Origin of the sequence: Nocardia arseniciresistens, from assembly GCF_046764875.1 — a bacterium.
In the GTDB taxonomy this organism is placed as follows: domain Bacteria; phylum Actinomycetota; class Actinomycetes; order Mycobacteriales; family Mycobacteriaceae; genus Nocardia; species Nocardia arseniciresistens.
In genome coordinates, this window is record NZ_JBKORD010000007.1 from 45,559 (window position 1) to 57,634 (window position 12,076).

Here is a 12,076-nt window from a genome sequence, read left to right on the forward strand (position 1 = left end):
AATCAGCAGCGATGAAGGCTCCGTTCGGCCGTCTGGTCAGTCTCTCGCATGTGCACGATCCCGCGACAACGCCGCTGTTCCCCGGCGATCCGGAATTTCGAACGGATATCGCGGCGACGGTCGCGAACGACGGCTACTACCTGCGCTACATCCAGCAGGGCGAGCACACCGGAACCCATTGGGGCGCACCGATTCACTTTCACGCCGACGGTCTTGCCGCCGACGAACTCGACATCGAGGATTTGCTGCTACCCGCGGTGAAGATCGATGTCCGAGATCGGTGCGAACGCGACCGCGGTTACGCGATCACCGTCGCGGATATCGAGGAATGGGAGACGAAACACGGCCGCATCGCCGACGGATCCGCGGTTATCGCCTGGACAGGCTGGGATATCAAGTGGGGCACACCTGAATTCATCGGCACCACCGAAACCGGTGCGAAGCAGCCGGGTTTCGCCGTGGCGACCATGGAATGGCTATTGCGCACCGGGCGACTCGGACGCCGCGGCGCTCTCGGTATCGATACCTTCGGCCCGGATCTAGGCAGCGACGACACATACGCGGTATCGAAATTGCTGTATCGGGAGCACCGCATCAGCTTGGAATGCCTCGCCAACCTCGCCGCCCTACCCGTCACCGGGGCCTGGGTACTCGTCGGCGGCGCACTTTATCGGGGCGGGTCGGGTTCGCCCGCAACAATATTCGCGTTGATCAACGACACACCCGGGTAGGACAGCTGGCGGAATTACTTCCCGCCGTAGACCTTCGGGTCCAGTGTGCCGATGTAGGGCAGGTCGCGGTAGCGCTCGGCGTAGTCGAGGCCGTAACCGACGACGAATTCGTTCGGGATATCGAAGCCGACGTGCGCGACGTCCACGTGGGTGCGCAGCGCATCGGGCTTACGCAGGAGCGTGACGACCTCGAGCGAGGCCGGGTTGCGGGTCGATAGGTTGCGCTTGAGCCAGGACAGCGTGAGACCGGAGTCGATGATGTCCTCGACGATCAGTACATTGCGGCCCGCGATGTCCTTGTCCAGGTCCTTCATGATGCGCACTACGCCGGAGGAGGAGGTGGAGGACCCGTAGGAGGAGACCGCCATGAATTCCAGCTGGGTCGGAATCGTCAGCGCCTTGGCCAGGTCGGTCATGAAGAAGATCGCGCCCTTGAGGACGCCGACCAGCAGCAGATCGCCTTCGGGAGCGTCGGCGGGATAGCGCTTGGCGATCAGCTCGGCCAGTTCGTGAGTCTTGGTGGCGATCTGTTCCTCGGTGATCAGCACCGACGCGATGTCATCCCCGTACACGTCAGTTGTGTCCTTCCGTGGTGCGATCCCGAGCGACCGATCCATTATGTGTCATCGGCCTGCGCTTGGAGGTGGCATCAGCGCAGACGCATGATCAGCCTGCCATGTTCGCGCGCAGCGACCAACCTGCTGCCCGGCCGTCCACCACCGACGGCGACGCCACCCTGGCCATGCCAATCGGTTATCAATGCGTCGACCGCGTGTAAATGCTTGCCGGTCAGCACTTTCGCACCGCCCGCGAGCAGCCAGGCCCGGATCGCACGGCGCCGCAGCGCTGCGGGGGCAGTGGCGAGGGTCTCGATCGACAGGCTCATCCCATCACTGTCGGAGCGGTCGGGGTCCGAGTCGGCGCTCGCGGCACCCAACAGCTCGTCCGCCATCGCATCGAGGAGCTCGCCATCCTCGCGCAACTGCTCGGCCGTGCGCGCCAGCGCCGACGCCACCGCGCCGCCGAGAACCTCCTCGAGCAACGGCAGCACCTCGGTGCGCAGCCGCACCCTGGTGAACTCCGGCGACGAGTTGTGCGGGTCCTCGTGCGGGGTCAACCCGAGATCCGCGCACAGCTGCCGTGTCGCGGCGCGGCGAACCCCGAGCAGCGGCCTGCCCCACGGATCGGCGAAGGCCGCCATCCCATGAATCGAACGCCCGCCGGACCCGCGCGCGAGGCCGAGCAAAACCGTCTCGGCCTGATCGTCGAGTGTGTGTCCGACCAGGACGGGCAAGCCCGCCCGCGCCGCGTCCAATGCCGCATAGCGCGCCTGCCGCGCCGCCGCCTCCAGCCCACCCGCGCTTCCGACATCCACCGCGAGCACCCTCGCCGACCGGCAGCCCAGTGCCAGCGCGGCCGCCGCGGCGTCGGCCGCGACCACATCCGAACCCGCCTGCAACCGATGATCGACAATCAGCGCGTCGACGCCGCCCGCCTCCACGACGGCCGCCGCGCAGAGCGCGAGCGAATCCGCCCCTCCGGAGAGCGCGACCGCGATGCCACGCGATCGGGCCTCCGGCGCGTACTCGGCCAGCCAGCCACGGACGGCACGACGGATCTCGAGTGCGGCACTGGTCTCGGGCAGGCGATGCACAACCGCTTCGCCGACCGCATCGGTCGGCGCTGATCGCGGCCCCGGTTTCGCTCCAGCCGCTGGCCGCGAACCTCGGGGCGTCGCTCCTGCCGCACGGCTCATACCCGGAGACTACCGAGGCCGGTCGCTCCGCCCCATCCTCGTCGTTCCGAAGCAGCTAACCGAGTACGCGGCTGATCCAGCGCTGTGGTTCGTCGACCTCGTCGGTGCGCGGCAGGGTCTGCGCATCGGTCCATACAGCGTTGAACTCCACCATGCCGACCCGGTCGACCACATGGTCGACGAATGCCTTGCCGCGGACGTACTGCGCAACCTTCGCATCGACGCCGAGCAGTGCGCGCAGCACGCGCTGCACCGGATTGGTCGGGCGCTTGCGGCGTTTGTCGAAGGCGGCGCGAATCTGTTCGACTGATGGGACAACGGCCGGTCCGACCGCATCCATCACGTGGTCGGCATGGCCCTCGAGCAAGGTGCCGAGCATCAGCAGCCGATCGAGCGCCGCTCGCTGCGGCGGCGCCTGGGTGGCGCGCAGCAGGCCGACGACGCCGCGCGCGTTCGGATCGTCGGCGGCACCGCTTCGACGGTCTCGGACCTCGGTGAGCAGCCGCGCGAGCATGTCCGCGATCGGTTCGTCGCCGACCGCGCCGAGGGTGTCGACATTGGCGCGCATGTATTCCGCGAGCCATGGCGCGGAGGAGAACTGCACCCGGTGGGTCACCTCGTGCAGGCAGACCCAGAAGCGGAAGTCGGTGGGCGAGACACCGAGTGCGCGTTCCACCGCCATGATGTTGGGCGCGACCAGCAGCAGCGTCCCGTCGGGACCGGTGAACGGGTCGTATTGGCCGAGGATCGCGGTGGACAGGAAGGCGAGCATCGCGCCCGCCTGCACGCCCGCGGGCTTGCCCGTCAGCAGACCGCGCTCAGCGTCGGTGTCGAGACCGGTTCCGGTGAGCTCGGCCATCGAGTCGGCGGCAGCGTCGATCCAGCCGGGCCGGTCGACGATGCGGGCGGCCGGCACCGGCTGGTCATCGAGCAGGCCGCTCACCTCGCGGACCGGCCCTTCGGCCCGCACCGACGCGTCGGCCAATTCGGCGACGACCTGCTCGGCGGAATACCGCGAAGCCCGCGGACCCGAGGGCACAATGGCCGCACCGGTGCGCGCGGCCAGCCGCCAATCGACAGCGCCGGACAATCCGGAACGACGTCGCTCGGTGGAGCCGCTGTCCGCGCCGGAGCGGGCCTCGGCTGGTTTGTCAGCGCCTTCGAACATCGTCAAGCACCCCTCACGAACATCCACAATCACGCAGCGTGCCTGCGATCGCGTCCAACGCGGGCCTGCTGAGCTCCGGTGGCCGATCGTTGGACATCAAAGCGAACGTCAGTACCCGCCCATCGCGGTCCAATACATAACCCACCAACGTGCTGGCCACCGAGAGAGTTCCGGTCTTGGCCCGCACCCATCCCGCGGCCGCCCGATCCCGGTTGACGTAGCGGTTACTCAACGAGCCGGTCGCGCCGGCAACCGGCAGGTCGTCGAGCAGCGGCGCCAGAGTGACCGCGATACGGTCGGTCTCGGGTCTGGCCATGGTGTTGGTCGGCTGCACCGCGCCCGCTCCGCTCGGCTCGGCGGCGGTCGCGAGAATCTTGTCGAGCAACCGCGCGGGCACCCGATCCTCGGTCGACAGTCCGCTGTTGTCCTGCATGGACATCCCGGTGAGATCGAATCCGGCCCTGCTCAGCGTCGCGGTCACGGTGGCGACCGCACCCGTGAACGACGGCTCGGCGCCAACCGAGGCCGCCAGCTCGCGGCCGATCGCCTCGGCGAGCACGTTGTCGGAGTGCACCATCATGTCGCGGAGGCGATCGCGCAGCGGCGCGGAGTGCACGCTCGCGATCTCCTGCGCGCCAGGTACTGCCGTGCCGATGCGCACCCGGTCCATGTCGAGACCGAGTTCGATGGCAAGTCGCCGTCCGGCATCCAAGGCGGGGGTCGCGGTGCGTGGTGAGTATTCGACGAGGGGGTCGAGCCTGCCGCCGTCGATCATCACCGGTTCGATCGGCGCGATCGAACCCTCGGGAATGTCGCGCGGCTCCCAGCCCGGTGCGAGGGTCGGTCCGGCAAAGGCCGAGACGTCCACCACAATGGTGTCCACCGCGCTGCCCGAGGCCCGGATCTGGGCCACCAGGTCCGAAAGGCGCGGTCCGTTGGGGTAGTAGCCGTTGCCATCGGGCTGCGCGGTCAGCGTCGGATCGCCACCGCCGACCAGCACCAGCTCGTTCGGCGCAGCACCCGCCACCACTCGAGTGCTCACCCGATGGTCCTGCGGCAGCGCGAGCAGCGCGGTGGCCGTGGTCAGAATCTTCGCGGTGGACGACGGGATCATCGGCTTGTCCGAGTCACCGCTCCACAACACCGTCGAGCTGTCGGCATCGCTGACCGATCCGCTGAACGCGCCGAGGTCGGGATTGCCGACGACACGCGCGAGCGCGCCCGCGATACCGCTTGGAGTCGGCGAGGGCGCATTCGACGGCGCGGGCACGACCTGTGGGAACGGCCGGACCGGTGCGGGTGGCGCGGCGATCGTCAGACCACCGTGGCGGAATTCGTCCGTCCACGGCTTGAGCGCGAGCAGCACCCCACCGCCAGCCACCAGCAGCACGACAAGAGTGATCGAGAAGACGATCCACAGATTCCGCCGCCGCCTGGCAGCCAAACCACCGATGTTCCTTTTGCTCCGACCAGCCACGTCCCGCCGTCTCTCCTCAACGCGGCCGCCTGCCGCACCTATGTGCTCGCGGACCACACTATCCTCGTTGCGCAAACGTTCCCCCGAACAACCTGACGAGTCGGCAGTGTGGTTTCGAGCTCGTGCCTGCTCGGCTCATGGCTGCACCGAAAGAAGGAGATGGCGTGGAGTTCGACGTCACCATCGAGATCCCCAAGGGTTCCCGTAACAAGTACGAGGTCGACCACGAGACCGGCAGGGTCCGGCTCGACCGGTACCTATACACGTCCATGGTCTACCCGGCCGACTACGGCTACATCGAGAACACCCTCGGTGAGGACGGCGACCCGCTGGACGCGCTCGTCCTACTGCCCGAATCGGTTTTCCCCGGCTGCCTCATCGAGGTGCGCCCGGTAGCGATGTACAAGATGGTCGACGAGGCCGGCGGCGACGACAAGGTGCTGTGCGTGCCCGCGGGCGACCAGCGCTGGAACCACATTCAGGACCTTGCCGACGTGCCGGAGTTCGAGCTGGCCGCGATCAAGCACTTCTTCGAGCGCTACAAGGACCTGGAGCCCGGCAAGTACGTCAAGGGCTCGGAGTGGGTCGGCCGCGCCGAGGCGGAGGCCGAGGTGGAGGCCTCCATCAAGCGGCTGAAGGATAACGGCGGTCACTGACCTACAGGTGTTCGCATGAACAAAGCGGGAAGTCCGGCAGGTACGGGCTTCCCGCTTTTGTAGTGCAGGCACTACCAACCCACCCCCGCAGTCCGTACCCCGAATCCGGGTGCGAGCGGCATGGGCGGCGCGGGCCCGGATTCCTAGGCTCGAACCCGACAGGGAGCAACGATGACTCCTGGGCTCGAACTGGAGGAATCACTGCTGATGAACATATTTCGGCGATACTCCACCGCGGTCGCGCTGTCGGGCATCGCGGCGGTCGAGGGCGGCATGGCGAGTACCGGCACCCAGCTCGACCCAACCTCCGAGGCGATCAGGTGGCAGCGCTTCGAGTCATCGGACCTGGTCCGCCGGGCGATGGCGATGCCGCCCGATTACGAACCGGGCGCGCGAGCGGAGTACACCAACACCTGGGGACACGGCGGTAGCATCCCCGGCTTCGAAGTCCGCACCGGCGTCGCCGCCGATGGGACCGCGGTCGTTGTGAGCTCGAACCAACTGCCGACCAACCGCGAAGCCGTCGATGCCGTCGAGAGGGTATTCGACACCGCCATCTGCGGCGCCTGATCAACGAGCACGAGCCGCTCCCCCATCGACCGAGTCGATCGAAAACCGGAGGACCCCTGATGAGTCACAAGCAGGTGACGCTGGCCATACAGTCCACCTGCGCCGCCATGATCGCCGCGACCGCGCTCGGCTGCACCGCGCAGGCGGAGGCGAACGATCCGAACCTGGACCGCTTCTACGGCCAACAGCTGCAATGGAAGTCGTGCGACGACCCGAAACTGGATCCGGCCGGAGCCAAGTGCACCGACGTCACGGTGCCGCTGAATTACGCTGAGCCGCAAGGTGAAACGATCACCGTCGCCATCTCACGGATTGCCGCCACCGATCCGGCGCAGCGTCACGGCGTGATCCTGTCCAACTCCGGTGGGCCCGGCGGCCCTGGACTCGATTTCATGGTCGACGTCGGCGCGGCGATGACACCCGATGTACGAGCACGCTATGACCTGATCGGCATAGACCCGCGCGGAGTCGGGCGTTCGACACCGGTCGACTGCCATTGGCCACGCGGCTTCGGACTGCAATCCACGGGAACAGATGGCGCTGGCTTCGCGGAAACTGTTGCAGCACAGTCCAATTTGGCCGCTCGCTGCGCGGCCACCGAGGGCGCGCGCCTACGATATTTCACCACTCGCAATACCGCGCGGGATATGGATGTGATCCGCGGTGCGCTCGGCGAGGAGAAGATCAGCTACTACGGCACCTCGTACGGCACCTATCTGGGATCTGTTTTCACCCAGATGTTTCCGGAACGCAGCGACCGAATCGTGTTGGACAGCAGCGCCGATCCAGACCGCTATGGCCCGGTCGGCATGATGCAGGATATGGGCGCGCCCAACGAGGTGGCCCTGGATATGTGGGCGGACTTCATGGCCGCGCACGATGGCGACTACCACTTCGGCACCGCTCGTGAACAAGTCCGTGGCAAGCTCGTCGACCTGATCGACCGTGCGGCAGCGGATCCGATCCGGCTCGGCGACTTCGCCATCGACGACCACACCCTGCCGATGATGCTGTTCACCGGGCTGGACGACCCGCGCAAGTATCCGAAGCTGGCCGCTCAGATCCGCCAGGTCGCCGACGCCGCCGAAGGTAAGCCCGTCGAGATCCTGCCCGAACTGAACGCGGACTTATCGTTCATGCTCAACGCACAGCCACGCGATGGTTCGGCACAGATGGCCATCATGTGCGGCGACATCGAAGCACCGCGGGACCCGAGCTGGTACCGGCGCAATGTCGAGGCCGCCCGCACCACGCAACCGATCTTCGGCGCCTTCACCAACCAGATCACCCCGTGCGCCTTTTGGGCACCGCCCGCCGAACCGCCCACTCGGGTACGGAATTCGGTCCCCTCGCTGATCGTGCAGTCCACCGGAGACACACGCACGACTTATCAGGGTGCGCAGGCGTTGCATCGTGCCCTGTCCGCGTCTCGCCTTGTCACGTTGCGGGATGTCCCGATCCACTGGATCTTCGGCAACTACCCGAACAAATGCACCGACGACATGGTGAACACCTACTTCCGCGACGGCACCCTGCCGGCCGCCGACGTAACCTGCCCGGCCGACTGATTCACGCGTTCAGATACGCGAGCACAGCAAGCACCCGCCGGTGCCCCACATCATCGGCAGCGAGCCCGAGCTTCGCGAAAATACTGCGAATGTGCTTGTGCACGGCTCCTTCACTGACCACCAACCGCTGGGCGATCGTGGTGTTGTTGTGCCCCTCCGCCATCAACGCGAGCACCTCACGCTCCCGCGCAGTGAGCGCACTGAGCGGATCGTCCGCTTTGCGCCGAACCAGCAGTTGCGAGATCACCTCGGGGTCCATCGCGGTGCCACCGTCGGCGACGCGCCGCAGCGAATCGAGGAAGCGGTCGACCTTGCCGACGCGCTCCTTGAGCAGGTAACCGACGCCGCCCGCACCGTCGCCGAGCAACTCGGCAGCGTAACTGTCCTCCACATAGGACGACAGCACGAGCACCGGAAGGCCGGGGTGCAGCTCGCGGGCGCGGACCGCCGCCCGCAGTCCGTCATCGGTGTAGGTGGGCGGCAGCCGGATATCGACGACGACGGCATCCGGCCGGTCGACGGCGACCGCGGCGAGGAAATCGTCCGCATTGTCGGCCGCCGCGACGACCTCGATGCCCGCGGTATTCAACAGCAGCACCAAGCCCTCCCGCAGGAGGGCGTCGTCTTCGGCGATCATGACCCGCACGGTAGCTCCACCCGCAACACAGTAGGCCCACCGTCCGGACTGGCCAGCGCCATCCGCCCGTCGAGCGCCTCGGCCCTGCGCCGGATACCGGCGAGCCCACCGCCGTAGGACTCTTCGGCCCCGCCGATACCGTCGTCGCGGATCTCGATCGTCAACAGTGCGGGCGCACCCCCGAGCACGATCGAAATGAATTCGGCACGAGAATGTTTGGTGGCATTGGTGATTGCCTCGGCGATGACGAAATACGCCGCGGCCTCGACGGCGGCGGGCCGCCTGCCAACGTGGCTCAGCTCGAGCGCGACCGGAATGGGACTACGGGCGGCGAGCGCCGAAATGGCGCTCACGAGACCGCGATCCGACAGCACCGGCGGATATACGCTGCGCACCACATCGCGCAGCTCGGCCAGCGCGGCGGTCGCGGTGTCCTGTGCCTTGCGCACCAGCCCCTGCGCCGCTTCCGGATCCTGTTCGCGCAGTTGGTCGGCCAGACCGAGCTGCATGATCACCGCGGCGATCCGAGCCTGCGCGCCGTCGTGCAGATCACGTTCGATCCGCCGTAGCTCCGCACCGTGTGCGTCGAGCGCGGCCGCCCTGGTGGCGGTCAGCGCGGCCACCCGATCGGCCAGCAGAACATCCTCCGAGGGCGAGAGCAGTATGCGGGCGGCCGTTGCCTGCCAACCCGCGATCACGGGCAGTTGCAAGACCACGACTCCCACGGGCACCGCGATCAGCATGCCGAGCAATGCCGACGACCACGAGTCGACCGTGATGCCGAAGTCGGCGATCGTTCCCTCGGGAACCAACCGCCAATACGCCGGGATCAAGAGCTGATTGACCGCGCTCAGCGGCAATGCGACGGCCAGCACCCCGACATAGATTCCGGTCACCGCGTGCAGCAGCAACCACCCGATATCGCGCCGATTGGCCGGATCGGTGAATACCGTCGCGAGCTGCTGCGGCAGGCGACCTTCCATCGGCCGATATACCGCCGCGATGGGTTCGCCGAGTCGCCTTGCCGCCCTTCGACGCTCGACGCCGACCAAGGGCCGGATCACCCGAATCGCCTCGGGTATCGCCGGAATCCCAACGCCGATCAGACTCAGCGCGACCACGACGAACAGCCCGATCAGCGCGAACATGGACAGCACCGAGGTGACGCCACCCAGCACCAGGTAACCGATCGCCGACGGCAGCCGCCGCAGCCGGTCCCGGAGGTATCGCATGGTCAGCGGGCAAACGACATAGTCACGACGCGACCGGGTCCTCAGGTCGATAACGTTCCACGACATCCGGCCCCGCGCCGTTCGCCGCGGCCGCCGCATCGCCCTTGGCCGCCTCGATACCGCTCATCATGCGCAGTGGCACTTCTTTCCAGAACAGCACCAGGATCAGCGCGAGCAGCGCGACGGCGGTCGCCGTAAGGAACACCGTCGACATCGAGTCGGCGAACCCGACCTTGAACGGCCGCGCCAGATCCGGGCTCAGTTGCTGGATGACCGAGCTGTCCTTCAGCACGTCACCGGCCGCCGACGTGTCCTGCGCGAGCAGACCCTTCGCGAGTGCGGCATCGGCGGGGTTGCTGCTCCGCGCGCCCTCGACGACCGCGTGCTGGAAGGTCGGATCGGTGGCCGCGGACTTCATCTCCGTCGAGATGTTCGGGGTCAGCTGCGCGAACAGAATCGAAAGGAACACCGCGACACCCAACGTGCCGCCGATCTGCCGGAAGAAGGTCGCCGAAGCGGTGGACACGCCCATGTCCTTGGGCGGCAACGCATTCTGCACCGCAAGGGTCAGCGGCTGCATCAGGTTTCCGAGGCCGAACCCGGTGCACGCCATGAAGACCATCACCAGCCACAGCGGGCTGTCGGCGTCCAGGAAGTGCAGCAGGAACAGGCCGAGTGTCAGCATGGACGCGCCGATCAGCGGGAACGCCCGGTAGCGGCCGGTACGCGAGATCAGCTGTCCGGACACGATCGAACCGGTCATCAGCCCGAGCACCATCGGCAGCATCTGTAGACCCGCCATGGTCGGGCTCGCGCCGCGAACCACCTGTAGGTACTGCGGCAGCAGCGAAATGCCACCGAACATCGCGGAGCCGACAACGAACGAGATGACAACGCCGAGTGCGAAGGTGCGGTTGGAGAACATCCGAAGCGGAATCAGCGCCTTGTCCTTCAACGCCTTCTCGACCAGCACGAACCCGAGAATGCCGAGCACGCCGATCACGTAACAGAGCACCGATCGCCCACTGCCCCAGCCCCATTCGCGGCCCTGTTCGGCGACGATGAGCAACGGGACGAGCCCGACCGCGAGCACGAAGGCACCCCACCAGTCGACCTTGTCGGTGGAGTGCGGACGCTTTGGCAGCTTCAGCACCTTGTAGACGACGCCGAGCGCGATCAGGCCGACCGGCACGTTGACCAGGAAGACCCAGCGCCAGCCGCTGACACCGAGGATGGTGTCCTGGCCGGCGAGCACGCCGCCGAGCACCGGCCCGACCACACTCGAGGTGCCGAACACTGCGAGGAAATAGCCCTGGTACTTGGCACGCTCACGCGGACCGACGATATCGCCGAGGATGGTCAGCGCCAACGACATCAGGCCGCCTGCTCCGAGCCCCTGGAACGCACGGAACGCCGCCAGCTCGTACATCGACTGCGAAATCGTGCACAGCAGCGAGCCGATCACGAAGATCGAGATCGCCGCCATGAAGAACGGCTTGCGGCCGAACATGTCGGACAACTTGCCGTACAGCGGTGTCGCCAGCGTCGCGGTGATCAGGTAGGCCGTGGTCGCCCACGCCTGCATCGAGTAGCCGTCGAGATCGTCGGCGATGGTGCGGATCGAGGTGGACACAATCGTCTGGTCCAGCGCCGCGAGCAGCATGCCGAGCATCAGACCACTGAGAATGGTCAGGATCTGCCGGTGGGTGAAACCCGTGGACTCCTCCACGGTTGCCGTTGCTGTCACGAATCGTTCTCCGTCCGAGTATTGTACAGGTCTTTGTCGATGCGGATGGCCGCGAGCATGCTCGGCTTGGCTTGCTCGAAGTCGTCGACGAACTGAGTGAGCAATCGGGCGAAGGCGGCCCGATCCTGCGGCGTCCAAGCGGCCGTCACCCGGGTCAAGTTCTCGCGCTTGCGCCTGCGGATCTGCTCGGCGACGGCACGGCCGTGCTCGGTGACGACCAGCACGGTGGCACGACCATCGGACGGGTCGGCCTGCCGCTCGACAAGCTTCCGCTCAACCAACTGCGCGACCTGACGACTGACCGTCGAGGCATCCGAGTGCACCGCGTCGGCGAGCGCACCCGAGCGCATCGGACCGTCGCAGAGCAATCGGAACAGGATCGCGAAGGCAGCGGGATCCACCCCATCCCTGGTACGCAGCTGCGCTGCGACCCGATCCCGGTGCCGTTGCAGCCTGGTGAGCTGGATGGCGATCGTGTCGACCGACTGCTCGTCCGCGTCCACTCAGCCCTGCCTTTACTTGCGACAATCAATT

The 12,076-nt window shown here is 66.8% G+C and carries 12 protein-coding genes; 4 read left to right on the forward strand and 8 right to left on the reverse strand.

Features of this window, described 5'->3' with window-relative positions; genetic code table 11:
- Positions 1-11 precede the first annotated feature (11 nt).
- The gene (locus ACLMAJ_RS14185; RefSeq protein ID WP_412014125.1) at positions 12-731 is read left to right on the forward strand and encodes a cyclase family protein; all 720 of its coding nucleotides are present in this window, start codon (positions 12-14) and stop codon (positions 729-731) included.
- 14 nt (positions 732-745) lie between these two features.
- On the opposite strand, the gene hpt is transcribed toward ACLMAJ_RS14185, so the two are convergent.
- The 4 genes from hpt to dacB all read right to left on the reverse strand — a co-directional run bounded on the left by hpt (position 746) and on the right by dacB (position 5,108).
- Complete coding sequence (hpt, locus tag ACLMAJ_RS14190; protein WP_412014126.1) at positions 746-1,303, reverse strand: hypoxanthine phosphoribosyltransferase; 558 nt, start codon at positions 1,301-1,303, stop codon at positions 746-748.
- 77 nt (positions 1,304-1,380) lie between these two features.
- Positions 1,381-2,487: a tRNA lysidine(34) synthetase TilS gene (gene tilS / locus ACLMAJ_RS14195; RefSeq protein WP_412014127.1), complete on the reverse strand. Its 1,107-nt coding sequence runs from the start codon at positions 2,485-2,487 to the stop codon at positions 1,381-1,383.
- A gap of 55 nt (positions 2,488-2,542) precedes the next feature.
- The gene (locus ACLMAJ_RS14200) at positions 2,543-3,655 is read right to left on the reverse strand and encodes a zinc-dependent metalloprotease (RefSeq protein ID WP_412014128.1); all 1,113 of its coding nucleotides are present in this window, start codon (positions 3,653-3,655) and stop codon (positions 2,543-2,545) included.
- Between the two features lie 13 nt (positions 3,656-3,668).
- Positions 3,669-5,108: a D-alanyl-D-alanine carboxypeptidase/D-alanyl-D-alanine endopeptidase gene (gene dacB / locus ACLMAJ_RS14205; protein ID WP_412014422.1), complete on the reverse strand. Its 1,440-nt coding sequence runs from the start codon at positions 5,106-5,108 to the stop codon at positions 3,669-3,671.
- A 188-nt stretch (positions 5,109-5,296) separates the two neighbouring features.
- Between dacB and ACLMAJ_RS14210 the strand changes: the two genes are divergently transcribed.
- From ACLMAJ_RS14210 to ACLMAJ_RS14220, 3 genes are all read left to right on the forward strand, one after another.
- Positions 5,297-5,788: an inorganic diphosphatase gene (locus ACLMAJ_RS14210; RefSeq protein ID WP_412014130.1), complete on the forward strand. Its 492-nt coding sequence runs from the start codon at positions 5,297-5,299 to the stop codon at positions 5,786-5,788.
- Between the two features lie 171 nt (positions 5,789-5,959).
- The gene (locus ACLMAJ_RS14215; protein WP_412014132.1) at positions 5,960-6,358 is read left to right on the forward strand and encodes a hypothetical protein; all 399 of its coding nucleotides are present in this window, start codon (positions 5,960-5,962) and stop codon (positions 6,356-6,358) included.
- A gap of 59 nt (positions 6,359-6,417) precedes the next feature.
- A complete protein-coding gene (locus ACLMAJ_RS14220) occupies positions 6,418-7,926 on the forward strand; it encodes an alpha/beta fold hydrolase (protein WP_412014133.1) in 1,509 nt (502 codons plus the stop codon).
- 1 nt (position 7,927) lies between these two features.
- On the opposite strand, the gene ACLMAJ_RS14225 is transcribed toward ACLMAJ_RS14220, so the two are convergent.
- The 4 genes from ACLMAJ_RS14225 to ACLMAJ_RS14240 are packed head-to-tail and all read right to left on the reverse strand — an operon-like array spanning position 7,928 to position 12,045.
- Positions 7,928-8,572: a response regulator gene (locus ACLMAJ_RS14225; RefSeq protein ID WP_412014134.1), complete on the reverse strand. Its 645-nt coding sequence runs from the start codon at positions 8,570-8,572 to the stop codon at positions 7,928-7,930.
- Complete coding sequence (locus tag ACLMAJ_RS14230) at positions 8,560-9,795, reverse strand: sensor histidine kinase (protein WP_412014135.1); 1,236 nt, start codon at positions 9,793-9,795, stop codon at positions 8,560-8,562. The genes ACLMAJ_RS14225 and ACLMAJ_RS14230 overlap by 13 nt, the downstream gene beginning before the upstream one ends.
- A 22-nt stretch (positions 9,796-9,817) precedes the next feature.
- Positions 9,818-11,542 (reverse strand): MDR family MFS transporter, encoded by a 1,725-nt coding sequence (locus ACLMAJ_RS14235; protein ID WP_412014136.1) that lies wholly within the window; start codon positions 11,540-11,542, stop codon positions 9,818-9,820.
- Positions 11,539-12,045 (reverse strand): MarR family winged helix-turn-helix transcriptional regulator, encoded by a 507-nt coding sequence (locus ACLMAJ_RS14240; protein ID WP_412014137.1) that lies wholly within the window; start codon positions 12,043-12,045, stop codon positions 11,539-11,541. The genes ACLMAJ_RS14235 and ACLMAJ_RS14240 overlap by 4 nt, the downstream gene beginning before the upstream one ends.
- Positions 12,046-12,076 lie beyond the last annotated feature (31 nt).